Origin of the sequence: Actinoplanes regularis, from assembly GCF_900188005.1 — a bacterium.
Lineage (GTDB): Bacteria > Actinomycetota > Actinomycetes > Mycobacteriales > Micromonosporaceae > Actinoplanes > Actinoplanes regularis.
Genome location: NZ_FZNR01000002.1, coordinates 425,220 through 448,690, shown reverse-complemented (window position 1 = coordinate 448,690; position 23,471 = coordinate 425,220). Strand labels below are relative to the sequence as shown.

General features: G+C 71.4%; 23 protein-coding genes. 12 read left to right on the top strand and 11 right to left on the bottom strand.

From position 1 onward, the window contains the following. The first annotated feature begins 287 nt into the window (after positions 1 to 287). Positions 288 to 1,205: a serine protein kinase RIO gene (locus CHC09_RS07155; protein ID WP_373871891.1), complete on the top strand. Its 918-nt coding sequence runs from the start codon at positions 288 to 290 to the stop codon at positions 1,203 to 1,205. Positions 1,206 to 1,369: 164 nt separating this feature from the next. Here CHC09_RS07155 and CHC09_RS07150 read toward each other — a convergent pair whose 3' ends face one another. After that, the gene (locus CHC09_RS07150) at positions 1,370 to 1,615 is read right to left on the bottom strand and encodes a DUF2630 family protein (protein WP_089292175.1); all 246 of its coding nucleotides are present in this window, start codon (positions 1,613 to 1,615) and stop codon (positions 1,370 to 1,372) included. Positions 1,616 to 1,763: 148 nt separating this feature from the next. Between CHC09_RS07150 and CHC09_RS07145 the strand changes: the two genes are divergently transcribed. After that, a complete protein-coding gene (locus CHC09_RS07145; protein WP_089292174.1) occupies positions 1,764 to 3,164 on the top strand; it encodes a tetratricopeptide repeat protein in 1,401 nt (466 codons plus the stop codon). A 47-nt stretch (positions 3,165 to 3,211) separates the two neighbouring features. Here CHC09_RS07145 and acnA read toward each other — a convergent pair whose 3' ends face one another. Continuing rightward, the gene (gene acnA / locus CHC09_RS07140; RefSeq protein WP_275407858.1) at positions 3,212 to 5,998 is read right to left on the bottom strand and encodes an aconitate hydratase AcnA; all 2,787 of its coding nucleotides are present in this window, start codon (positions 5,996 to 5,998) and stop codon (positions 3,212 to 3,214) included. Positions 5,999 to 6,226: 228 nt separating this feature from the next. Between acnA and CHC09_RS07135 the strand changes: the two genes are divergently transcribed. Together CHC09_RS07135 and CHC09_RS07130 are read left to right on the top strand one after the other, a co-directional pair. Continuing rightward, the gene (locus CHC09_RS07135) at positions 6,227 to 7,390 is read left to right on the top strand and encodes a DUF6891 domain-containing protein (RefSeq protein ID WP_089292173.1); all 1,164 of its coding nucleotides are present in this window, start codon (positions 6,227 to 6,229) and stop codon (positions 7,388 to 7,390) included. A 79-nt stretch (positions 7,391 to 7,469) separates the two neighbouring features. Further along, positions 7,470 to 7,973 carry a hypothetical protein gene (locus CHC09_RS07130; RefSeq protein WP_089292172.1) on the top strand — a complete coding sequence of 168 codons (504 nt, stop codon included), beginning with the start codon at positions 7,470 to 7,472 and terminating at the stop codon, positions 7,971 to 7,973. Positions 7,974 to 8,043: 70 nt separating this feature from the next. Here the strand turns inward: CHC09_RS07130 and CHC09_RS07125 are convergent, their stop codons facing one another. Both CHC09_RS07125 and CHC09_RS07120 read right to left on the bottom strand, forming a co-directional pair. Beyond that, the gene (locus CHC09_RS07125) at positions 8,044 to 9,516 is read right to left on the bottom strand and encodes an aminopeptidase P family protein (RefSeq protein ID WP_089292171.1); all 1,473 of its coding nucleotides are present in this window, start codon (positions 9,514 to 9,516) and stop codon (positions 8,044 to 8,046) included. A 183-nt stretch (positions 9,517 to 9,699) separates the two neighbouring features. After that, positions 9,700 to 10,452, bottom strand: coding sequence for a superoxide dismutase family protein (locus CHC09_RS07120; protein ID WP_239138176.1), 753 nt, complete (start codon positions 10,450 to 10,452; stop codon positions 9,700 to 9,702). Positions 10,453 to 10,588: 136 nt separating this feature from the next. Between CHC09_RS07120 and CHC09_RS07115 the strand changes: the two genes are divergently transcribed. Beyond that, complete coding sequence (locus tag CHC09_RS07115) at positions 10,589 to 11,524, top strand: carbohydrate kinase family protein (RefSeq protein ID WP_089292170.1); 936 nt, start codon at positions 10,589 to 10,591, stop codon at positions 11,522 to 11,524. On the opposite strand, the gene CHC09_RS07110 is transcribed toward CHC09_RS07115, so the two are convergent. The 4 genes from CHC09_RS07110 to CHC09_RS07095 are packed head-to-tail and all read right to left on the bottom strand — an operon-like array spanning position 11,521 to position 14,122. Continuing rightward, on the bottom strand, positions 11,521 to 11,913 hold the full coding sequence (locus CHC09_RS07110; RefSeq protein ID WP_089292169.1) for a thioesterase family protein: 393 nt from the start codon (positions 11,911 to 11,913) through the stop codon (positions 11,521 to 11,523). The two genes, CHC09_RS07115 and CHC09_RS07110, sit on opposite strands and share 4 nt — an antisense overlap. Positions 11,914 to 11,922: 9 nt before the next feature. Further along, positions 11,923 to 13,377, bottom strand: coding sequence for a PH domain-containing protein (locus CHC09_RS07105; RefSeq protein WP_089292168.1), 1,455 nt, complete (start codon positions 13,375 to 13,377; stop codon positions 11,923 to 11,925). Beyond that, entirely contained in the window at positions 13,374 to 13,889 is a 516-nt protein-coding gene (locus CHC09_RS07100) for a PH domain-containing protein (RefSeq protein WP_089292167.1), read from the bottom strand. The genes CHC09_RS07105 and CHC09_RS07100 overlap by 4 nt, the downstream gene beginning before the upstream one ends. Before the next feature lie 11 nt (positions 13,890 to 13,900). Beyond that, entirely contained in the window at positions 13,901 to 14,122 is a 222-nt protein-coding gene (locus CHC09_RS07095; RefSeq protein WP_239138177.1) for a hypothetical protein, read from the bottom strand. 346 nt (positions 14,123 to 14,468) lie between these two features. Between CHC09_RS07095 and CHC09_RS07090 the strand changes: the two genes are divergently transcribed. The 3 genes from CHC09_RS07090 (at position 14,469) to CHC09_RS07080 (ending at position 17,695) form a co-directional block, all read left to right on the top strand. Continuing rightward, positions 14,469 to 15,638 carry an AAA family ATPase gene (locus CHC09_RS07090; protein WP_089292165.1) on the top strand — a complete coding sequence of 390 codons (1,170 nt, stop codon included), beginning with the start codon at positions 14,469 to 14,471 and terminating at the stop codon, positions 15,636 to 15,638. Between the two features lie 93 nt (positions 15,639 to 15,731). Beyond that, the gene (locus tag CHC09_RS07085) at positions 15,732 to 16,748 is read left to right on the top strand and encodes a DUF58 domain-containing protein (RefSeq protein WP_089292164.1); all 1,017 of its coding nucleotides are present in this window, start codon (positions 15,732 to 15,734) and stop codon (positions 16,746 to 16,748) included. After that, positions 16,745 to 17,695, top strand: a complete 951-nt coding sequence (locus tag CHC09_RS07080) for a VWA domain-containing protein (RefSeq protein WP_089292163.1) — start codon at positions 16,745 to 16,747, stop codon at positions 17,693 to 17,695. The genes CHC09_RS07085 and CHC09_RS07080 overlap by 4 nt, the downstream gene beginning before the upstream one ends. Positions 17,696 to 17,709: 14 nt before the next feature. Here CHC09_RS07080 and CHC09_RS46150 read toward each other — a convergent pair whose 3' ends face one another. The 3 genes from CHC09_RS46150 to CHC09_RS07070 form a co-directional block, all read right to left on the bottom strand. Then, positions 17,710 to 17,850 carry a hypothetical protein gene (locus CHC09_RS46150; protein WP_179276970.1) on the bottom strand — a complete coding sequence of 47 codons (141 nt, stop codon included), beginning with the start codon at positions 17,848 to 17,850 and terminating at the stop codon, positions 17,710 to 17,712. Positions 17,851 to 18,134: 284 nt separating this feature from the next. Further along, a complete protein-coding gene (locus tag CHC09_RS07075; RefSeq protein ID WP_089292162.1) occupies positions 18,135 to 18,797 on the bottom strand; it encodes a response regulator in 663 nt (220 codons plus the stop codon). Beyond that, on the bottom strand, positions 18,794 to 19,969 hold the full coding sequence (locus tag CHC09_RS07070) for a sensor histidine kinase (RefSeq protein WP_089292161.1): 1,176 nt from the start codon (positions 19,967 to 19,969) through the stop codon (positions 18,794 to 18,796). The genes CHC09_RS07075 and CHC09_RS07070 overlap by 4 nt, the downstream gene beginning before the upstream one ends. A 127-nt stretch (positions 19,970 to 20,096) precedes the next feature. Between CHC09_RS07070 and CHC09_RS07065 the strand changes: the two genes are divergently transcribed. The 4 genes from CHC09_RS07065 to CHC09_RS07050 all read left to right on the top strand — a co-directional run bounded on the left by CHC09_RS07065 (position 20,097) and on the right by CHC09_RS07050 (position 23,468). Further along, positions 20,097 to 20,801, top strand: a complete 705-nt coding sequence (locus CHC09_RS07065; RefSeq protein ID WP_089292160.1) for a beta-ketoacyl-ACP reductase — start codon at positions 20,097 to 20,099, stop codon at positions 20,799 to 20,801. Positions 20,802 to 20,830: 29 nt separating this feature from the next. Further along, entirely contained in the window at positions 20,831 to 21,598 is a 768-nt protein-coding gene (gene fabI, locus CHC09_RS07060) for an enoyl-ACP reductase FabI (RefSeq protein WP_089292628.1), read from the top strand. A gap of 62 nt (positions 21,599 to 21,660) precedes the next feature. Next, positions 21,661 to 22,692: a ferrochelatase gene (locus tag CHC09_RS07055; protein ID WP_089292159.1), complete on the top strand. Its 1,032-nt coding sequence runs from the start codon at positions 21,661 to 21,663 to the stop codon at positions 22,690 to 22,692. Beyond that, entirely contained in the window at positions 22,632 to 23,468 is an 837-nt protein-coding gene (locus CHC09_RS07050) for an HAD-IIA family hydrolase (protein ID WP_373871894.1), read from the top strand. Before CHC09_RS07055 ends, CHC09_RS07050 begins: the two co-directional genes overlap by 61 nt. Positions 23,469 to 23,471: the final 3 nt, after the last annotated feature.

Sequence of the window (23,471 nt, the reverse complement as noted above, 5' to 3'; positions counted from 1 at the left end):
TTCCAGGGTCACATGCACACCCGCGAACCGCAGGCGGCGGCCGCGGTAGCTGGTTGGCGTGTTGCTGTGCGGGGCCGCTGCCCGCGTCGGTGTGGTCCTGATAAATCGGTTGCGGCTGGGGTGGGGGTAGGAAAGAGTCGTCCGCGCAACGCGGGTTCCGCGCTGCTGTGCTGTTCCGGCTGCTTCGCGCCGGTGGAGAGAGAAGGGGGTGGCCAAGAAATGGCTGTCTTTGCGATGCCTGCTGTTCCGGCTTCCCTGAAAACTTCTTTCTCCGAGGAGAACCTCCAGTGCGAGAGCACGACTCCAACGGTCCGGCGACCATGCGCCGCGGCCGTCGCAAGTTCGACGACGACGAGCCCGATTTTCTGAAGCGTGGCCGGCTGGAGCCGGCCCTGCGTGAGGATCCCGACCTGCCCGAGGTCGGAGACCAGTGGTCCAGCTGGGACGGTGCGCTGCACGGTCCGGAGCCGAGACCCGATTGGGTACGTACGGAGCACGGCGCGGTCGACACCGAGCTGGGTGTCCTCAAGACCGGCAAGGAAGCGGACGTCTTCCTGGTCCGGCGCTGGCTTCCGGCGACCGGGCAGAGCAGCATGATCGCCGCCAAGCGTTACCGGGACGGCGACCACCGGATGTTCCACCGTGACGCCGGCTATCTCGAGGGCCGCCGGGTGCGCCGGTCCCGGGAGATGCGGGCGATGACGAACCGCACCTCGTTCGGCAAGGAGCTGATCGCCGGGCAGTGGGCGGCCGCCGAGTTCGACGCGCTCGGGCGGCTGTGGGAGATCGGCCAGGAGAGTGGGCTGGTCTGTGTGCCCTACCCGGTGCAGCTGAGCGGCACCGAGGTGATGCTCGAGTTCATCGGTGACTGGGAGACCGGGGAAGCCGCGCCACGGCTGGCCCAGGTGCGCTCCGACAACGCCGACCTGGAGAGCCTGTGGGAGCAGATGACCGACGCGCTGTCGGTGCTGGCCCGGGCCCAGGTGGCGCACGGTGACCTGTCGCCGTACAACACGTTGGTGCGGGACGGGCGCCTGGTCCTGATCGACCTGCCGCAGATCGTCGACGTGGTCGCGAATCCGCGGGGTGCCGAGTTCATCGCGCGGGACGTCACCAACGTGGCGACCTGGTTCCGGGCCCGCGGCCTCACGATCGACGCGGAGGGCCTGATCGAACGCCTGCTCTTCGAGGCGGGGCTGCGGTGACCGGGCGTCCCCGGCCCGGCCCGCCGCGCCCGATCCCCACGCGGGCGTCGCGGATGGGCGGTTGCCGCCGCCCGCGCGACAACCGCCCGGCCGGCCGCTGAGGCGGGACCGGAACGGGTCGATGCGGATCGCGGCCGTCGTCGAGATGGCGGCCGCGAACCGGGTCACTGGATGTAGTTCTCCACCTCGCTGACGCTGTGGGCCCGCTCGGCGTCCGGGTCGTTGCCGACGTCGCGGGCGGCCCGGCGCCGGCGCAGCAGGTCCCAGCACTGGTCAAGCGCCTCCTCGAGGCTCTTGAGGCGGGCGTGCTCGTCGGCGGACGAGATCTCGCCCTGGCCCAGCTGCTGGCGCAGCTCGTGTTCCTCCTCGACCAGGCCGCGAATTCGGGTCAGCACACTGTTGTCATCCATCCCCGAAGCTTATTCACCACGCCGCCCCTCGCCCGGCAACCACTTACATGTCTGACGTCGCCGTACTCCGCTGCTGCCGGTGTCCCCCGCGACAACCGCCGCCTCCGGGCCGTGCCGGACTTGATCGGTGACCGTAGATTTTCCCGGTGTGGCTACGGGATGGATACGACGGCTGCGGCTGGCGACCGGAGACGGCGCCGGCCTGACCCAGCGCGCGCTGGCAGCGGTCGACGACGCGAAACGCGCGCATGACAGGGGCGATCGGGCGACGGCGCAGCGGATCGGCGAGGCGGCGGTGGCCGAGTTGCGGTCGCTGGTCGCGTCGGGTGTGCGGGGGGCCGAGCCGGGGCTGGTACGAGCGCTGCTCACCCAGGCGGAGTACCTGCGGGAAATGTCCCGGCACGCTGAGGCGGTGGCAGCCGCCGAAGAGGCGGTGACCGTGGCCCGGGCCGATCCGGCGCGCACCGGGTCGCTGGTGCTCGCCCTCTCCTCGCTGGCCAACCAGTTGCTGGTGGCGGGCCATGTGAGGGAGGGGCTGGCGGCGGCCCGGGAGGCGCTGGCGGACGACATCGTGCAGCCGGACGCGGTGCTCGCGTGGGTGTTGGTCACGCTGGCCAACGCGCTGGCCCAGGTCGGCGAGCCCGAGGAGGCGCTGGCGCAGAGCGAGCGCGCGGTCGGGATGTGGCGGGTGCTGGCCGCCGGGGCTGATCGGAAGAGCCTCTTCCAGTTCGGGCAGGCTCTGAACAACCACGCCAATCGGCTGTACGCGGCCGGCCGGTGGGCGGACGCGATCGAGTTCAGCGCCGAGTCGGTGGCGCTCTTCCGGCGCCTGGCCGAGAAGCTGCCGGACAAACTGGGGACCGCACTGACCAACTACGCGATCGTTCTGAGCCGGATGGGCCGTGAGGAGGAGGCGCTGGCGGCCGCGGCCGAGGCTGCAAGCCTGGACGGGCTGTCGCCGGCGGGGCGGGCGGCGGCGCTGCGGGCCTACGGCGGTCGGCTTGCCATCCTGGGGCGCATGACCGAAGCGGTGACGGCGACCACCGATGCCGTCGGGTGGTACCGGCAGATGCTGGAGCAGGACCGCGACGCGTTCCGCGCGGTTTTCGCCGAGGCGGTGAGCGACCTGGGCGGGCAGATCGAGGATCCGGCGGAGGCGCTGCCGCATCTGCTCGAGGCGGTGGCGCTGCGGCGGGAACTGCTGCGGGTGAACCGGGCCGTCGCGCTGCCGGGGCTGGCGCAATCGTTGGCCGTGCTCGCCTGGAGGCTGGATGAGCTGGACCGGTTCGACGAGGCGATCGACGCCACGGCCGAGGCGCTGGTGCTGATCCGCGAGGCGGCGGCGGCGAACCGGGCCGGGACGGTGGTGAAGTTCTCCTTCATTCTGCGCGACCATGTGGCCCGGCTGGAGAACGCGGGCCGGCTGGACGAGGCCCGCGCTCTGGTGGCGGAGACGGTCGAGGTGTCCCGGGAGGCCGCCGAGGGCCGGGAACCGGCCGGGTCGCGGGGGCTCGACCTGGCGCTGGAGTTGCAGGCCAGGCTGGAATAGACAGAGGCCCCGCCTGAACCAGGCGGGGCCTCCGTCGTTGCGGAAGATCAGCCGCGGAGCATCTTGCGCAGCACGTACTGCAGGATGCCGCCGTTGCGGTAGTAGTCCGCCTCGCCGGGCGTGTCGATCCGGACGACGGCGTCGAACTCGACACCGGTGTCCGTGGTGACCTTGACCGTGCGCGGCGTGGTGCCGTTGTTGAGCTCGGTGACGCCGGCGAACGAGAACGTCTCGGTGCCGGTGAGGCCGAGCGACGCGGCGTTCTCGCCCTGCGGGAACTGCAGGGGCAGGACGCCCATGCCGATCAGGTTGGAGCGGTGGATCCGCTCGTAGCTCTCGGCGATGACGGCGCGGACGCCGAGGAGCATGGTGCCCTTGGCGGCCCAGTCCCGGGACGAGCCCGAGCCGTACTCCTTGCCGGCCAGGATGACCAGCGGGATGCCGGCCTCCTGGTACGCGACCGAGGCGTCGTAGATCGTGGTCTGCTCGCCGGTCAGGTGGTTGACCGTGAAGCCACCCTCGACGCCCTCCACCAGCTGGTTGCGCAGGCGGATGTTGGCGAAGGTGCCACGGATCATGACCTCGTGGTTGCCGCGGCGGGAGCCGTAGCTGTTGAACTCGGCGCGCGGGACGCCGTGCTCCGCGAGGTACTTGCCGGCGGGGGAGTCCGGCTTGATCGAGCTGGCCGGGGAGATGTGGTCGGTGGTGACCGAGTCGCCCAGCTTGGCCAGGACCCGCGCGCCGGTGATGTCGTTGACCGGGCTCGGGTCCGCGGCCATGCCCTCGAAGTACGGGGGCTTCCGGACGTAGGTGGAGTCCTCGGACCACTCGAAGGTCTTGCCGGTCGGCGTCGGCAGCGACTGCCACTGCTCGTCGCCGGCGAAGACGTCCTGGTAGGCGGTGCTGAAGCCCTCGGCGCCGATCGCCTGCGCGATGACCTCGTCGATCTCCTGCGGGGACGGCCAGATGTCGGCCAGGTAGACCGGCTTGCCGTCCGACCCGGTGCCGAGCGGCTCGGTGGTGATGTCGAGGTCCATCGAGCCGGCCAGCGCGTACGCCACGACCAGCGGCGGGGACGCCAGGTAGTTCATCTTGACGTCCGGGTTGATCCGGCCCTCGAAGTTCCGGTTGCCGGAGAGGACGCTGACCGCGGTCAGGTCGGCCTCGTTGATCGCGGCCGAGACCTCCTCGGGCAGCGGGCCCGAGTTGCCGATGCAGGTGGTGCAGCCGTAGCCGACCAGGTTGAAACCGATCTTGTCCAGGTACGGCGTGAGGCCGGACCGGTCGTAGTAGTCGGAGACGACCTTGGAGCCGGGAGCGAGGGTGGTCTTGACCCACGGCTTGCGGGTCAGGCCCTTCTCCACCGCCTTCTTGGCGAGCAGGGCGGCACCGATCATGACCTGCGGGTTCGAGGTGTTGGTGCAGGAGGTGATCGCGGCGATCACGACCGCGCCGTGGTCGAGCTCGTACTCGACGCCGTCGTCGCCCTTGACCCGGGTGGGCTTGGAGGTCCGGCCGGTGGAGCCCAGCGCGGCGCTGAACAGGTGCGGCTTGTCCGCCTCGTCCTCGACGTTGTTGGCCGGCGAGTCGGAGGCCGGGAAGGACTCCTCGCTGGCCTCGTCGGCGTGGCCGTGCGGCGAAGTGTAGGCCGGAAGGGCGTCGCGGAACGCCTCCTTGGCCTCGCTGAGCAGCACCCGGTCCTGCGGGCGCTTCGGGCCGGCCAGCGACGGGACGATCGTCGACAGGTCGAGCTCGAGCTTCTCGGAGTAGTCCGGCTCGGCGTTCGGGTCGAGCCAGAGACCCTGGCGCTTCGCGTACGCCTCGACGAGCGCGACCTGCTGCTCGGTGCGGCCGGTCAGCTTCAGGTACTCGATGGTCTGCTCGTCGATCGGGAAGATCGCGACGGTGGAGCCGTACTCCGGCGACATGTTGCCGATGGTGGCCCGGTTCGCCAGCGGCACGGCGCTCACGCCGGGGCCGTAGAACTCGACGAACTTGCTGACCACGCCGTGCTTGCGCAGCATCTCGGTGATGGTCAGGACCAGGTCGGTGGCGGTGGTGCCGGCCGGCGCCTCGCCGGAGAGCTTGAAGCCGACGACCCGCGGGATCAGCATGCTGACCGGCTGGCCGAGCATGGCGGCCTCGGCCTCGATGCCGCCGACGCCCCAGCCCAGCACACCCAGGCCGTTGACCATGGTGGTGTGCGAGTCGGTGCCGACCACGGTGTCCGGGTAGGCCTGGCCGTTGCGCTCCATGATCGTGCGGGCCAGGTACTCGATGTTGACCTGGTGCACGATGCCGGTGCCCGGCGGGACGACCTTGAACTCGTTGAACGCGGTCTGGCCCCAGCGCAGGAACTGGTAGCGCTCACGGTTGCGCTGGTACTCCAGCTCGACGTTGCGCTGGAAGGCGTCCGCGCGGCCGAACAGGTCGGCGATGACCGAGTGGTCGATGACCATCTCGGCCGGCGAGAGCGGGTTGACCTTGGTGGGGTCGCCGCCCAGGTCCTTCACGGCCTCACGCATGGTGGCCAGGTCGACCACGCAGGGGACGCCGGTGAAGTCCTGCATCAGCACCCGTGCCGGGGTGAACTGGATCTCGACGTTGGGCTGGGCGTCCTTGTCCCAGTTGCCGAGCGCGTTGATGTGGTCGGCGGTGATGTTCGCGCCGTCCTCAGTACGCAGCAGGTTCTCCAGGAGGATCTTCAAGGAGTAGGGCAGGCGCTCGTGCCCCTTCACCTTGTCGATCGTGAAAATCTCGTAGCTCGCGTCACCGACGCGCAGCTCGCTCTTCGCACCAAAGGTGTCGAGGCTGGCCACCGTCATCTCCTTCACACCCAGCGACTGGAAGTCAAGTCTTTCGCACCGAAAGGGCGACCTTCGGGTTAGGTTTGCCTAACTCTCGGTTGTGCGTCTTCGGTAAACCGTACGTCCGTCTTGCTAGCCCCCGCAAGGCGGGGTCCACGTGCCGATCCTCCCAGTCGGCCGGGGTCCGCCGGGCCGGTGTTCGCGTTCGTCGATTCGGCCGGCCGTTCTGTCATGGGTGACTGTTAGCGTCCGGGCATGATCACGGAGGCTCGCCAGCACATCGTCAACCATGTGGCCCGGGGCCGGCGTGACTGCGCGACGATCGTCGAGGACACGGTGGAGTACCTGCACGGGGAGGCGGAGCCGGCGCAGATCCGGGCGCTGGCCTGGGGGCTGGTCGGGCCGGCGTTCGAGGCGCACCTGGCCGCCCAGGCCGGGTGGCCGGAGCGGACGGACAACGACCGGCTCACCGACGCGTTCCAGGCCCTCGACCGCGCCGGAATCGTCGCCCGTGAGGAGTTCTCCTGCTGCCAGAACTGCGGGGTCGCGGAGATCGGCGGGGAGTCGGAGTCGGGCCGGGGCTACGTGTTCTACCACTGGCAGGACGCGGAGCGGGCGGCCGACGGCGGCACGCTCTACCTCGCGTACGGGCTGATCAAACCCGCGGCCGAGGGCGCGTCGGCGGTGCGGATCGGGCAGGAGGTGGCGGCGGCGCTGCGGGCCGAGGGGCTCGAGGTCGTCTGGGACGGGTCGGCGGGCCAGCGGATCAACGTGCGGATGACCTGGGCCCGGCGGCGGCACGGGCGGCTGGCGGCGTACCTGGCGGAGGACCCGGCCGGGTCCCCGGCGATCGAGGTCGAGGTGATCAGCGGGAAAGCCGGCCCCGGGGTCGGTGGGGTCACGCCGGCGCTCCAGTTGGAGCGGCTGGTGCTGCCGTGGCTGCCGGACGAGGTCACCGTGCGTCTCACCACGCCGGACGGGCGGGCGATCGAGGTGCACCGGGAGTTCGACCGGCTGGTCGATGCCGATGGGCGGCAGACCGGGAGGTTCGCCGGCCTGAGCCTGCTCGGCGAGGGCGAGGGCGAGGGCGACGTGATCCCGGAGGACGGACTTCTGAGCGTGCTGGTCTCGACGACGGGGCTCGGGTGCCGGCCGATGACCCTGCCGGAGACGTTCGCCGCGTTGCGCGGGCTGCCCTGCACCCGCTCCTGGCTGTCAGCGGTCGGCCGCTCCGGCGGCTGCGTGCAGATGGTGTGGGAGGAGGGACGGCTCTGGCTGGAGACGCCGGACGTCGAAGCCGCCGCCTCGTTCGGCAAGTACGCCACCGTGGCCGAGGCGGAGAGCATGCTCGCCGTCCTGGCCGAGGAGGACCGGGTGGCCGTCCGGGATCTCGCCGGGGTGATCGCCAAGCCCTGGTGATCGCCGCGCTCGACGCGCTGCGCTAGATTGCGCCGCGTGGCCCGCCGGTGGTCGGTGGCCGCCTGAAGGGGAGGTCCTGGTGCGGTTCGAGCGTGCCCTGTGCGCGTTTGCCCTCGTCGGTGTGGTCGCCGGGTGCACTTCGTCGTCTGATCCGAAAATCGTCGAGTCGACGACTTCGGCCGCGCCGGCCGTCGCCGGCTCGGCGCCGGCCTGGACCGAACCGGGCTCCTATTCGTACAAGCTGACCCGTGGCTGCGACGCGGCCAAGCCGCTCGGCATTTACCAGGCGACCGTGCAGGGCGGCAAGGTCACCGGCTCGACCCGGGTGGGTGGCGCGACCGCCGCTCCGGATCCGTCGGCGGCCGTCGACCTCGGGCCGGTCACCGGCGACGAGGGCGAGGAGATCGAGGTCCCGACCCTCGGCGAACTGGTCGCCATGGCGCAGACCAGCGCCGACGACGGCGGCCAGGTCAGCACCGAGTACGACACCGCCGACGGGCACCCGGTCAAGGTCACCGTCAACGTGAGCGGCGAGGCGGACGGCGCCGAGTGCTGGGGGATCTCCGACTACAAGGTCGGCTGACGATCGACGAAACGGGCCGGCGGCGTGGCTGATCAGCCACGCCGCCGGCCCGTTGCCGTGTTTCGGGGCGTCAGCTCGGGAGCCGGGGACCCGCCTCCCGCTGGGCGGCGAGCCAGGACTCGACCTCGGACGAGGTGCGGGGCAGGCCGTCCGACAGGTTGCGGCAGCCGTCGGCGGTGACCACGACGTCGTCCTCGATCCGGATGCCGACGCCGCGCAGCTCCTCGGGGACCAGGTCGTCCTCCGGCTGGAAGTAGAGACCCGGCTCGACCGTCAGCACGTAGCCCTCGGCGAGCGCGCCCTCCCGGTACGTCTCGTTCCGCGCGTGCGAGCAGTCGTGGACGTCGATGCCGAGCATGTGCCCGAAGCCGTGCAGGGTCCAGCGCCGGTAGACGGTGCTGTCCTCGGCCATCGCCTCGTCGACGCCGACCGGGAGCAGACCCAGGTCGTGCAGCCCCTCGGCGAGCACCCGCATGCACGCCTGGTGCACGTCCTTGAAGCGCACGCCGGGACGGATCGCGTCCATGCCGGCCTGCTGCGACGCGTAGACGATGTCGTAGACCTGGCGCTGCAGCGGCGTGAACGTGCCCGAGACCGGGACGGTGCGGGTGATGTCGGCGGTGTAGAGGTTGTGCCCCTCCACGCCCATGTCCATCAGCAGCAGCTCGCCGGGCTTCGTCACGCCGGTGTTGCGCACCCAGTGCAGGATCGTCGCGTGCGGACCGGCACCGAGGATCGAGCTGTAGCCGACGTCGTTGCCGTCGTGCCGGGCGCGCAGCCCGAAGACGCCCTCCAGCAGGCGCTCCTTGACCCCGCGGTCGGCCGGCAGGACCCGGGCCACGTCCTCGAAGCCGAGCACGGTGGCGTCGACGGCGGCCTGCAGCTGAGCGATCTCCCACTCGTCCTTGACCAGCTTGAGCTCGGAGATCACCCAGGCCAGCTCGCGGTCGCGGGGCTTCTGCCGGTCGGGCTCGTAGGCCAGGATCGCCCGGTCCACGTTGGCGTCGAGCCCGCGCAGCACCCGGGTGCGACCCGGCGCCGACTGGGCCAGGGCCGAGCCCAGGTGGCCCAGGGACGCTGTCTCCAGACCCAGCTCGGTGGACTTCTCCGCGAGGGTGTGGGTCCGGCCGACCCAGAGCTCACCGTTGCGGTCGCGGAAGAACCGGTCGGTCTCCTTGGAGTTGCGCTCCCGGGTGAAGAGCACCGCCTCGTGCCCGGACTCGGTCGGGTGCAGCACCAGCACGCTGTCCGGGTCGCGGTCGCCGGTCAGGTAGAAGAAGTCGCTGCCGGGGCGGAAGTGGTAGTCGGTGTCGTTGGCGCGCACCTTCTCGTTGCCGCTCGGGATGATCAGCGTCTCCCCGGGGAAGGCCTCGGAGAGCGCGGCCCGGCGCTTGGCATAGTTCGGCGTCTCGGGCAGCGGCGTGACCGAGATCGGGTCCTCCCGCCAGCCGGTTCGCATGAACTGCAGGAACGCCTCCGGGAAGGCGGGGTCGTGGGACTCCGTCCGGGGTGCGGACTGCGTGCCGCCGTCCTTCTGCGCCATCGTGTGGTGCCTCCGTTCTCAGCTGTGACCCGACGTTACCGCCTGGCTCCGGCGGAAGGCAGCGCGCGGTGGCCCGTCCGGCAGCCCTTTCGACCGTAAAGGTCGAGCTTGCTGCCGGACGTCCGTGGTCATGTGAGCAGCGACTCCCACACGGTCGGTCGCTGTCGCTTCCGGTGGCGAGGATCAGTGCCCGTCGTTCAGGGTGAGGCAGCCGACCCGGGCGCCGGCCGTCCCGGCCACGCCGGGCCCGGTCTTGGTCGTCTCGGCGTGCAGGACCAGCGACCTCGGCCAGTGATTGGTGGCGAAGCTCCAGGCGTGCGTGTTGTTCACCGACGCCGCACCCTTCGCGTCCGTGGTGAAGTCCAGCCAGATCTCGTTGGTCGGGTTGGCGTAGGCCGGATCGGCCGACGGCGTGGTGGGGGTCGCGGCCGGGTCAGGGTGGTGCTGGAAGTGTGGCCCGGCGGCCTTCGGGTCCGCGCCGCACTCGGCGATGTGCACGTGTGCGCCGTAGGCGTGCCCGGGGGCCAGCCCGCTCACGTCGAGCCGGGTCCAGAGGCTGTCGCCGGTGGACTTGAGTTCGACCTTCACCGAGGCCCCGAGCGGCACCAGCGTCTTGTCGTAGGAGTACAACCGGTTGGCGGGTTTGGTGGTCGGCGGAGCTGTGGAGGCGGCCGGAGCGGCCGCGGCGGTGGCCGGTGTGGCCATGGGAGTGGCAGGGGCGGCCGCCGAGGTGGCCGGGGCGATTCCGGCGGTGGTCGACGGGGTCGTGGAGCCGGTCGGTGGAACCGTGGGGCCGGTCGGTGGAACGGAGGAACCGGCCGACGGGACCGTGGAGCCGGGCGGCGGCGCGGCGGAGGCGGACGGTGTGAGATAGACGCCGGTCACGGCGGCGGTCAAGGCAGCGGTCACGGCGAGAAATGCCTGGTTGACTGACATGCCCTAATTCTGACAAAACCGGATTTGTCCGGTGATGGAACCCGGGGGTGGATTTCGCCGGTTCGGCGCGCGAGGCTGAAACCTGGTGTGGAATACGGGCGTTCCGGGTGTCGGGTGGGATTCGAGAGGGAGCGGTATGAGCTACGCGGTGGTGCTGGGCGAGGCGCTGATCGACCTCCTCGAGGCCGACCTGGGCGGTGAGCTGATCTACCGCCAGGCGATCGGCGGCGCGCCGCTCAACGTCGCCGTCGGCGTGGCGCGGCTGGGCGGCCGGGTGGAGTACGCCGGCTCGCTCGGCACCGACGTGCTCGGCGACCGGATCGCCGCCTTCCTGAGCGAGGCCGGCGTCGGTGACAAGGGCGTACGCCGGGTCGACGCCCCCACCACGCTGGCGGTCACCACGTTCGAGGGCGCCGAGCCGGCGTTCACGTTCTACGGCGAGCCACCCTCGTACGCCCTGCTGCGCCCCGCCGACCTGGACCACGGCGTCCTGGCCGGCGCCGAGGTGCTCTACACCGGCTCGATCTGCCTGCTCCGCGAGCCGTTCCGGGCGGCCGCCCGCGCGGCCTGGGCCGGCTTCGGCGGCTTCCGCGTCTTCGATCCGAACGTCCGGCCCCGGCTGCTGCCCGACGACGCCGCGCTGGCCGCCCTGCGGACCCTGGTCGAGGAGTTCTTCGCCACGGCCGACCTGGTCAAGCTGAGCTCGGTCGACGCCGAGCTGCTCTACGGCGACAGCGATCCGGCCGCCGCGGCCGGGCGGATCCGCGCGCTCGGTGCCGGCACGGTCGTGGTGACCCGCGGCGCGCGGGGCGCGCACGTGGCCGCGGCGGACGGCGAGGCCACCCTGCCGGCGCCGGTGGTCGACGCGATCGACGCGACCGGTGCCGGCGACTCGGTGATGAGCGCGCTGGTCCGTCGCCTGCTGGCCGACGGCCGTCCGGCCGGCCTGACCGGCTGGCGGGAGTACGTCCGTTACGCCCTCGCGGTCGCCGGCCTGGTCTGTGAACGCCAGGGTGGCGCGACGGCGATGCCCACCCCGGCCGAGCTCGCCGCCCGGTGGGGCGAGCTCTAGGCCCCGAGCGCGCGGGCGATGAAGTCGCGCCGGTCGACCAGGGCACGCTCGACGCGGACCTCGGCCACCACGGTTTCCCCGTCCCGGACGACGACGTCGAAGAGCAGCTTGCGCCCGTCCATCTTGGCCAGTGTGGCGTGCGCGACCACCCGCCGGCCGACCGGCGTCGGCATCCGGTGCCGCACCTCGGCCAGGGTGCCCACCGTGGTGATCCCGCCGGGGATGTGCCGCGCGGTGGCGGCCACCGTGGCGGCCTCGGCGAGCGCGAGCACCCGGGGTGTGGCCAGCACCGGCACGTCCCCGGAACCGACGGACTGGGCGGTGTCGGAATCGGTGACCGTCAACTCGACCCGGGCGTTGAGGCCGGGAGCGAACTCCGGGAGCTCCATTCTCACACCTTAGGCCCGCGCGGGCCGCTGCCAGAATGGGTCGTCGTCGGGTTGACCGGGCTCGGCCGGTGCCGCGGGCGGCGGATCGGCGGCCGGTGCGGACGACGGCGGCACCCGCCGGGCCCGCCGGGCCCGGCGAACCAGCTCGTCCGCGAGCGCCCAGGCCTCCGCCACGTCCCGGTCCCGGGCCACCGCGGATCGCCCGCCGGCCGCGTCCGCGTAGACGGTGGCGAGGCGGAGCAGCCGCTGAAGTGGACCCTGCGTCACCCGGACGCTCTGCAGCCGCGCGTACGGCACCAGGGTCATCTCCCGTGACACCCGGCCCTCCCGGGTGACCAGCACGTCCGGGTAAAGCCCGGCGCCCAGGAACCGCAGCCCGATCGGATGCAGCCAGCGCACCCGCTCCGGCGGCGGTGACGTGGCCAGGGTCGTCAGGTCGACGCCGGGCAGCACCGTGCCGATCAGGAATCGGGCCGCGTGCTGGTCGCCGACCGGCAGCAGCCGGTCCGAGCCGGTGTCGTTGCCGTGCTCCGGCGCGTCGTACCCGGCGACGTCGAGCTGGAGGTAGAGCCAGCCGTTGAGGCGCCAGAGGAACGGCCAGGTGATCCGGACCGCCTGCACCCGGTGCAGCGGCACCACCTGGCTGCGCGTCTCGGTCAGGCCGTAGCGCAGCAGCAGCCGTCCGCCCGGGTCGCGGGCCAGCCGGAAGCTCCAGTCCCGCAGCACCCGGCGGATCGGCTGGAGCAGCACCCCGGCCATCGCGGTGACCGTGCTGGCGATCCCGATGAAGGTCCACGAGCCCTCCATCACGAACTGGGTGATCACCCAGGCCACGCCGATCGGCAGCAGGAACGCCTGCGGGGTGAGCAGCTGGCTGATCAGCAGCTCGCGGTTGCGGACCGAGAAGAGCGGTGCGGCGCCGGGCGTCCCGGCCGCCGGGTCCGCGCTGGGCGCGACCGCCGATTCGGGGGTACGACCGGAGAGGTCCAGCAGACGCTCCCGCAGCGCCGCGGCCTCCCGCACGCTCAGGTAGGCGAGCGGCGCCTCGGTCTTGCTCCCGCCGACCACCTCGAGCCGCAGCTCGGCCAGACCGGTCAGCTGGGCGAGCAGCGGCCGGCGCAGCTCCACCGACTGCAGCCGGTCGAGCGGGATGGCGCGGTGGCGGCGCCACACCAGCCCCTCATTGATCCGCAGCTCGCGGGCCACCACCTGATAGCCGGTGTTCCACCAGCTGATCAACGAGAAGATCAGCGCGCCGACCGCGAGGACCAGCACCACGATCCCGAAGTGGACCGGGCCGAGCTGGTTCAGGGTCTGCCAGGAGAGTGCCGCGACGATGACGAAGAGGCTCTTGGCGCCGTGCAACAGCGGGCTGAGCGGGTGCAGCCGTTGCCGCCCGGTCCCTTCGGCGCTCTCGTGCCGGCCGGGCTGTCCGGGCTGTCCAGGCGTCTCGGTGGCGGTCACAGGCCCTCGGCCCGGTCCTCGCCGAGGGCGGTGAGCCGGTCGCGCAGCCGGGCCGCCTCCTCCGGCGGCAGGCCGGGCACCTGGGCGTCGCTGGCCGCGGCGGCGGTGTGCAGTTGCACGGTGGCCAGCCCGAACGCCCGCTCGATCGGGCCGGCGGTGACGTCCACGAACTGCATCCGGGCGTACGGGACGATGGAGAGCCGGCGGATCACCAGGCCGTGCCGGACCAGCAGGTCGTTGTCGCGTTCGGCATAGCCCCAGGCGCGCACGGCGCGGACCGCGACCGTCGCGCGCCACAGCCCGAGCAGCAGCACCGCGGCGATCCCGGCGAGCCAGCCCCACTGGCGGCCGATCAGCCAGCCGACGCCGAGGCCGATCACCAGGATCCCCTGCCAGATGGCGAGCCCGATCAGCTCCACAGTGATCAACTTGCGGGAGACCGGATGCCATTGAACCGTGTCCGGCCAAGGTTGCAGGGCATCGACGGCGGTGGGCACGGAAGGATCGCTCACATCTAGAGAGCCTAGGAGACTCCGGCGTCTTCCGACGACACGAAAGGCGTCACTTCCTTCAGGAACGAGCGCGCTTCCAGGAACGCGCCCAGGGACAGCCGATGTTCGTCGCAGGCCAGCCAGGTCTTGCGGTATTCCGGCGTGTGCAGCTTTGGATTGTTCCAGAGCAATTGCCAGGCAGCGGACGCGCGACAGCCCTTGGCGGAGCACTGCGGGTGGAGTTCCTCAACCATGCCGACCAACATAAAGGAAACGACTTGGGAGAAATAAAAGAGGTTTAGCGCCGGGCGGCCACGGGGGAAGCCGCCCGGCGACGAGGTAAATGCTACACGGTTCAAAGACTTACGTATCCACCCGGTGAGCGTGCCCGTTCCGGCGTATCGCGCAGAAAGATCAACATCTTCGGCCGATGGCGCCCTGGGCTGCGGCGATCATCCGTGGTGCGGATGATGGTGACGGTCAGGTGACACCGGGGGTCTCTATGCTCCTAGGAACCTCTCAGCCGTATGTAGTTGTCTGTCATGTAAGTCTTGAGCGTCGGCATCCGAGCCGGCGCATCACGACCGTTGTGGAGGACTGGTGGCGCAGCCCAGCACGCCCGAGACCGAGGCCGGCCCGGTGACGGCGGTCCCGCCGGCGCACGACGCGTCGCAGCTCGAACGAGCCATGTTCGAGGTCAAGCGGGTCATCGTCGGCCAGGACCGGATGGTCGAGCGGATGTTCGTGGCGCTGCTGGCCCGCGGTCACTGCCTGCTGGAGGGCGTGCCCGGCGTGGCCAAGACCCTCGCGGTGGAGACCATGGCCAAAGTGGTCGGGGGCACCTTCTCCCGGGTGCAGTTCACGCCCGACCTGGTCCCGGCCGACATCGTCGGCACCCGGATCTACCGGCAGTCCAGCGAGCAGTTCGACGTCGAGCTCGGCCCGGTCTTCGTCAACTTCCTGCTCGCCGACGAGATCAACCGGGCGCCGGCCAAGGTGCAGTCGGCGCTGCTCGAGGTGATGGCCGAGCACCAGGTGTCGATCGGCGGCAAGAGCTACGAGGTGCCCGACCCGTTCCTGGTGATGGCCACGCAGAACCCGATCGAGCAGGAGGGTGTCTACCCGCTGCCCGAGGCGCAGCGTGACCGCTTCCTCATGAAGATCGTCGTGGGGTACCCGACGGACGCCGAGGAACGCGAGATCGTGTACCGGATGGGGGTCAGCCCGCCCGAGCCCAAGCAGATCTTCACCCCGGCCGACCTGCTCGCCCTGCAGCGCCGCGCCGACCAGGTCTTCGTGCACAACGCGCTGGTCGACTACACCGTCCGGCTGGTGCTGGCCACCCGCGCGCCGGCGCAGCACGGCATGCCCGACGTCGCCCAGCTGATCCAGTACGGCGCCAGCCCCCGCGCCTCGCTCGGCATCGTCCGCGCCACCCGGGCCCTGGCCCTGCTCCGCGGCCGTGACTACGCGCTCCCGCAGGATCTGCAGGACGTCGCGCCGGACATCCTGCGGCACCGCCTCGTCCTCAGCTACGACGCGCTCGCCGACGACATCCCGGCCGACCACATCGTCGCCCGGATCATGCAGGCTGTGCCGATGCCGTCGGTCGCCGCCCGGCAGGGCACCTCGCCGAACGGGAGCCAGCACCCGCCCGCGCCGAACGGCGCCCACCCGACCAGCGGGGTGCCCGCCGGGATGCCGTACCCGGCGAACGTCGCCGGCTCGCAGTTCCCGCCGAACGGCCCCGGCTGGCCCGGCCAGGCATGAGCGAGCTTGCGAGCGAATCGGTTGGCTCGGTGCGGACCGGCATGAGCCCGCCTGCGAGCGAATCGGTCACCTCGGTGCGGCGGAGGTGATCGCATGAGTCGACCGCTCGGCACGGCGCAGGCGCCGCCGGAGGAGGCGGCGCGGGCCGAGGCCGTGCTCGCCCGCCTGCAGTTGCTGGTCACCCGGAAACTGGACGGCCTGCTCCAGGGCGACTACGTGGGCCTGCTGCCCGGTCCGGGCACCGAGGCCGGCGAGTCCCGGGAGTACCGTCCCGGCGACGACGTGCGCCGGATGGACTGGCCGGTCACCGCCCGCACCACGCTCCCGCACGTGCGGCGCACGGTCGCCGACCGGGAGCTGGAGACGTGGATGGCGATCGACCTGTCGGCCAGTCTCGACTTCGGGACCGCGAAGTGGCTCAAGCGCGATCTGGTGATCGCCGCGGCGACCGCGGTCACCCACCTGACGGCGCGGGGCGGCAACCGGATCGGGGCGGTGGTGGGCACCGGCTCCGCCGTACCGGAGAGCAATTCCCTGCGTGGTCTCTTCAAGCGCCGGGCGGCGACGGCGGCCGGGACGGACGCGCCCGGCCCGTCGGTGGTCCGGATGCCGGCCCGGCCGGGCCGGAAGGAGGCGCAGGGTCTGCTCCGGGCGATCGCCCGGACCAGGATCCGGCCCGGGCGCACCGACCTGGGCGCCCTGATCGACCTGCTGAACCGGCCGCCCCGGCGGCGCGGGGTCGCCGTGATCATCTCCGACTTCCTGGCTCCGGCGGAGAACTGGTCGCGGCCGGTGCGCAAGCTCGGCGTCCGGCACGACGTGCTGGCCATCGAGGTGGTCGACCCGCGCGAGCTGGAGCTGCCCGACGTCGGCGTGCTGACGCTGACCGACCCGGAGTCCGGTGAGCTGCACGAGGTGCAGACCGCCGACCCGGCGCTACGCGAGCGCTACGCGGCCGCCGCCGGTGAGCAGCGGGCCACGATCGCTCGCGCGCTGCGCGCGGCCGGCGCCTCCCACCTGCGGCTGCGCACCGACACCGACTGGCTGCTGGACATCGTCCGTTTCGTGGCCGCCCAACGACACGCACGCACCCGGGGGACCACTCGATGATCCGCTTCCTGGCTCCGTGGTGGCTGCTCACGCTGCTGCCGGTCCTCGCCGTCGCCGGCGCCTACGTGTGGCGGCAGTTCCACAAGCGGTCGTACGCGATGCGCTTCACCAACGTCGACCTGTTGCGTACCCTCGCCCCGCGGGGCCTGGGCTGGCGCAAGCACGTGTCGGCGGCCGCGTTCCTGCTGATGATGGCGGCGCTGGCGTTCTCCACCGCGCGGCCCTCGGTCGACACCGAGCAGCCGCTCGAACGGGCCACCGTGATGCTGGCGATCGACGTGTCGCTGTCGATGCAGGCCGACGACGTGGCGCCGAGCCGGATCGAGGCCGCGCAGGAGGCGGCGAAGGCGTTCGTCAACGAGCTGCCGCCCACCTACAACCTGGGCCTGGTGTCGTTCGCGAAGGCGGCGAACGTGCTGGTCGCGCCGACCAAGGACCGGGCCGAGGTGCTGGCCGGGATCGACGCGCTGACCCTGGCCGAGGCGACCGCGACCGGTGAGGCCGTGTTCACCTCGCTGGACGCGATCCGCTCGGTGCCGTCGGACGGCGCGGACGGCGCGCCGCCGGCCCGGATCGTGCTGCTCTCCGACGGCTACCGGACGTCCGGCCGGTCGATCGAGGACGCGGCGGCCGCGGCGTCCGGAGCGAACGTGCCGGTCAGCACGATCGCGTTCGGCACCGACACGGGCGTCGTCGACATCCGTGGCCAGCTCCAGCGGGTGCCGGTGGACCGGCTCTCGCTGCAGGAGCTGGCGGACCGGACGACAGGCCACTTCTATGAGGCGGCCTCGGTCAGCGAGCTGAAGAACGTCTACGAGGACATGGGCAGCTCGATCGGGCACCGGACGGAGCCGCGCGAGGTGACGCAGTGGTACGCGGCGACCGCGCTGCTGCTGGGCCTGCTCGGTGCCGCCGCCAGTCTGCTGTGGACCTCGCGGTTGCCCTGACCGCCGGCTGTGCTCTAGCTGTTGTGCGAGGTCAGAACGAAGAGGAGCACGACCCAGGCGGACAGGACGGTGAAGCCGAGGGGTGCGATGAGGTTCTTCATGGTGGAGCCACCTTCCGCGTCGTGACTGAGCGAAATCTGCGGTGCGCAGGTCACGTCGCGGCCATGCCCGCCCCCGGGTGTCGCGGCGCACACGACACGACCGGCTCCGCCGCGAGCGGCAGGGAACCGGTGGGAACGGGTGGGAGATCTGGTCAGCGGTCAGAAACGCTGACGAGCGTCCCGGCCACGACTAGGAGGATCGCTATCTCGCACAGCGATCACCTCCGCAAAGTCGTCGGGCTCGGGAACCGTGCAGGACTGTACTACTTAAGCGCCACTTAAGAAACTCAGGTTCCCCCCAGGTGGCGCGGAACACCCCGGCGCGTCACCCGGGTGGATCACTCGCCCGCCGCGACCAGGCCGCTCTCATACGAGAATACGACCGCCTGCGCCCGATCGCGCAGCGCGAGCTTCGTCAGGATCCGCCCGACGTGCGTCTTCACCGTCTGCTCGGCCACCACCAGGTCGGCGGCGATCTCCTGGTTCGACCGGCCGCGCGCGATCAGCCGCAGCACCTCGGTCTCCCGCGGCGTGAGCGTGCTCAGCGCCGCCGGCCGGGGCTGGCCCCGGCGTGGGCGGGCGGCGAACTCGGCGATCAGCCGGCGCGTCACCGACGGGGCGAGCAGCGCCTCACCGGCCGCCACCACGCGGACCGCGCGCACCAGGTCGGCGGCCGGGGCGTCCTTGAGCAGGAAGCCGCTGGCACCGGCGCGGAGCGCCTCGTACACGTAGTCGTCGAGGTCGAAGGTCGTCAGGATGAGGATTCTGGGGCCGCCGGACTGAGCGTCGCCGGCCAGCCGGCGGGTGGCCTCCAGGCCGTCCATCACCGGCATCCGCACATCCATCAGCACGACGTCCGGCTGCAGGGCGCGGGCCGCCGTGATCGCGGCCGCGCCGTCCGCCGCGTCGCCGACCACCAGCAGGTCGGGCTGCGCGGCGAGCAGCGCGGCGAAGCCCTGCCGGACCATCGCCTGATCGTCCGCGATCAACACCCTGATCATCGAGCCTCCGGCTGCAGGGGAATCCGGGCCAGCACCTCGTAGTGGCCGGCGCCGTCCGGCCCGGCCGTCAGCTCACCGCCGAGCAGCGCCACCCTCTCATGCATCCCGATCAATCCGTGGCCGGGTCTGCGGCCCGGATCCGGCGTGGTCGTCAGCTTGTTGCGAACGCACAGCTCCAAGCGATCGCCGGTGGCGCGAGCGCGCAACCGCACCGGGCCGCCCGGCGCGTGCTGGGCCGCGTTGGCCAGGGCCTCCTGCACTATCCGGTACGCCGCGAGCCCGGCCGCCTCGCCGATCTCGTCCAGCTCCGACAGCTCGTCGACGACCGGCAGGCCGGCCCGCCGGGTAGCGGCCACCAACTCGGCGATCTGCCCGTACCCGGGCTGTGGCACGCGTTCCGCGTCCTGGCCCTCCGCACGCAGCACCCCGAGCAGCCGGCGCATGTCGGTCAGTGCCGCCCGGGCCGCCCCGGCGATCTCGGCCAGCTCGTTCCTCGCCCCGTCCGGCAGCCCGGCCAGCCGGTACGGCGCGGTCTCCGCCTGCACCGCGATCATCGACATGTGGTGCGCCACCACGTCGTGCATCTCCCGGGCGATCCGGGTGCGTTCCTCCAGCACGGCCCGCTTGGCCCGCTCCAGCTCGTTGATCTCGGACTGCTCGGCGAGCAGCTCCCGGGTGCGGCGGCGGCGGGAGACGATGTCGCCGAGCGCCGCGATCGCCACGACCAGCATCCCCGCGCCCCACGCGTTGGCGTCCGGTGCGAACAGGAACACCGGAACGAGGGTCAGGATCGTTGCCCAGATCGTGACCATCGACTCACTGACTGCGGCCAGCCGGCCGAGCACCAGGAGCGCGCCGACTATCTGCACGGTGTTCCACGGCCAGCTCTCGTCGGGCACAGCGCCGGCCACGCCGAGGAAGAGCATCGGGAACATGAGCCGCCAGGCCGCCACCGGCCACCGGTACGCCACCGCGACCGGCAGCACCGACCCGGCGGCGATGACCCCGGCCAGCAGGGGCCTCACGTCCCGCAGGTCGGTGATGACCTCGAACGCGACAAAGCCGAGGCCGACCAGCGCAAGCACGATCGGAGGCAGCACGTACCGGAATCTGCCGCGGGCGGCCGGGCGGATCTTCTCCCGACCGTACGCCAACTGAAGCAACGGCCCCATTACGCCGTTTTGCCGCCCGGGGCCAGTAGTCTCCATCCCCAGCAGGGTAAGGCGCCGAGAGGGCGCTGTCGTGACCCTGCGGTACCCCCTACCAGGGTATGACCCGTACCTCTCGAAGGAGTGCGCTGTGCCTCGCACCGTGTTGGTGACCGGCGGAAACCGCGGGATCGGCCTGGCCATCGCCCGGGCGTTCGAAAAGCAGGGCGACCGGGTGGCGATCACCCACCGCGGCTCGGGCGCGCCCGAAGGTCTGTTCGGCGTGCAGTGCGACATCACGGACAGCGACGCGGTCGACGCGGCTTTCAGCCAGGTGGAGAAGGAGCTCGGCCCGGTCGAGGTCCTCGTCGCCAACGCCGGCATCACCGACGACACGCTGCTGCTGCGGATGTCCGAGGAGCAGTTCGAGCGGGTCCTGGACACGAACCTGACCGGGGCGTTCCGGGTCGCCAAGCGCGCCAGCGGCAAGATGCTGCGCGCCAAGTGGGGCCGGTTGATTTTCATCTCGTCGGTCGTCGGCCTGTACGGCGGACCCGGCCAGGTGAACTACGCCGCGTCGAAGGCGGGCCTGGTCGGCATGGCCCGTAGCATCACGCGGGAGCTGGGCACCCGGAACATCACGGCGAACGTGGTGGCGCCCGGCTTCATCGAGACCGAGATGACCGACGTCTTGCCCGAGTCGCGCAAGGCCGAGATCATCAAGGCCGTCCCGGCCGGTCGTCTCGCCACTCCCGACGAGGTCGCCGCGGCGGTGACCTTCCTGGCGAGCGACAGTGCGGCGTACATCTCGGGCGCCGTGCTCCCCGTCGACGGGGGCCTCGGCATGGGGCACTGATTTTCCGAGAACTTTTTCAGGAGAGAATGTTGTCTGGACTGCTGGCCGGCAAACGGCTGCTCGTCACCGGCGTCATCACCGACGCCTCGATCGCCTTCTCGGTGGCGAAGCTCGCGCAGGAGAACGGCGCCACCGTCGTGCTGACCGGTTTCGGCCGGCTCTCGCTGGTGGAGCGGATCGCCAAGCGGCTCCCCGAGCCCGCGCCGGTCATCGAATTGGACGTGACCAACCAGGAGCACCTGGATTCGCTGACCTCCCGGGTCCGTGAGCACGTCGACGGGTTGGACGGCGTTGTCCACTCCATCGGCTTCGCTCCGCAGAGCGCCCTCGGCGGCACCTTCCTGGAGACGCCGTGGGAGGACGTCGCCCAGGCGCTGCACGTGTCGACCTACTCGTACAAGTCGCTGGCCACGGCCTGCCTCCCGATGATGGACCACGGCGGTTCGATCGTCGGGATGACCTTCGACGCGACCAAGGCGTACCCGCTGTACGACTGGATGGGTGTCGCCAAGGCCGGGCTCGAGTCGGCGTCCCGCTACCTCGCCATGTATCTCGGCAAGCACGGGATCCGCAGCAACATCGTGTCGGCCGGGCCGCTGCGCACCATGGCGGCGAAGTCGATCCCGGGCTTCAGCGACTTCGAGGACGCCTGGACGCAGCGGGCGCCGCTCGGCTGGAACCTGACCGACCCGGAGCCGACCGCGCGGGCGGTCTGCGCCCTGCTGTCCGACTGGTTCCCGGCGACCACGGGTGAGATGGTGCACGTCGACGGGGGCTACCACGCGATCGCCGCGTGACGGCGCTGACACCGGACGGGTTGCGACGCTGCCGCTAGCCCGTCCGGTGGCAGGATGGGCGGGTGGTTTACGACGCGTTCGTCCTGCTCTCCTTCGGCGGGCCTGAGAAACCCGATGACGTGATGCCGTTCCTGCGCAACGTGGTGCGCGGGCGTGGCGTACCGGACGAGCGCCTCGCCGAGGTGCGTGAGCACTACATGCACTTCGGCGGGGTCTCCCCGATCAACCAGCAGTGCCGCGACCTGCTCGCCGCCGTGGACGCCGAGTTCGCCGCGCACGGCATCGGCCTGCCCACGTACTGGGGCAACCGCAACTGGCACCCGATGCTCGCCGACACCGTCGCCCGGATGCGCGACGACGGTGTCGAGCACGCGCTCGGCTTCGCGACCAGCGCGTACGGCGGCTACTCGTCCTGCCGGCAGTACTGGGAGGACATCGCCGCGGCCCGCCGGCACGTCGGCCCGAAAGCGCCGCAGATCAGCAAACTGCGGCAGTTCCACGACCATCCCGGCTTCGTCGAGCCGCACGCCGAGGCGGTCCGCGCCGCGCTGGCCACCCTCGACCCGGCCCGCCGCGCCACCACCCGGATCGTCTTCACCGCGCACTCCGTCCCGGTCAGCATGGCCCGCACCGCGGGGCCGGCCGGCGGCCGCTACACCGCCCAGCTCGAGGAGACCGCCCGGCTGGTGCGGGCCCGGGCCGCCGACGACCTCGACCACGACCTGGTCTGGCAGAGCCGCTCCGGCCCGCCGCAGGTCCCGTGGCTGGAGCCGGACGTCAACGACCACCTGGCGGCGCTCGCCGAGAAGGGCGTCACCGACGTAGTGGTCAGCCCGATCGGTTTCGTCTCCGACCACCTCGAGGTGATCTGGGACCTGGACAACGAGGCGAAGGACACCGCCGCGCGGCTCGGGCTCGGTTACGCCCGGGCGGCCACCCCCGGCACCCACCCGCGGTTCGTCGCCATGGTGCGCGAGCTCGTGGCCGAACGGCTGGGTGATCAACCGCACACCGGGCTCGGTACGCTCCCGACCTGGGACGTCTGCCCGACGGACTGCTGCCCCCCTGCGAAGCGACCTGGAGCCACCCAATGAAGGACCGCAAGCCGATCGAGAGCTGGCTCACCGACATGGACGGCGTGCTCGTCCACGAGGGCGAGCCGGTCCCGGGCGCACCCGAGTTCGTGAACCGGATGAAGGCGTCCGGCAAGCCGTTCCTGATCCTCACCAACAACTCCATCTACACCCCGCGTGACCTGCAGGCCCGCCTCACCCGGATGGGCTTCGAGGTGGACGAGCGCTCGATCTGGACGGCCGCGCTGGCCACCGCGCAGTTCCTGGCCGACCAGCGGCCGGGCGGTACGGCGTACGTGATCGGGGAGGCCGGCCTGACCACGGCGATGCACGCGTCCGGCTACGTGCTGACCGAATTCGATCCGGACTACGTGGTGCTCGGCGAGACCCGCACCTACAGCTTCGAGGCGATCACCAAGGCGATCCGGCTGATCAACGCCGGCTCCCGGTTCATCTGCACCAACCCGGACGCCACCGGCCCGTCGAACGAGGGCCTGCTCCCGGCGGCCGGTTCGGTGGCCGCGATGATCTCCCAGGCGACCGGGGTGAAGCCGTACTTCGTCGGCAAGCCGAACCCGATGATGATGCGCTCCGCCCTGAACGCGATCGGCGCGCACAGCGAGAGCACCGCGATGATCGGCGACCGGATGGACACCGACGTGCTGTGCGGTCTCGAGGCGGGGCTGGAGACGATCCTGGTGCTGACCGGCATCAGCAGCCGGATGGAGAGCGAGACGTACCCGTACCGCCCGTCCCGCATCGTCAACTCGGTCGCCGACCTGATCGACGAGATCTGACCG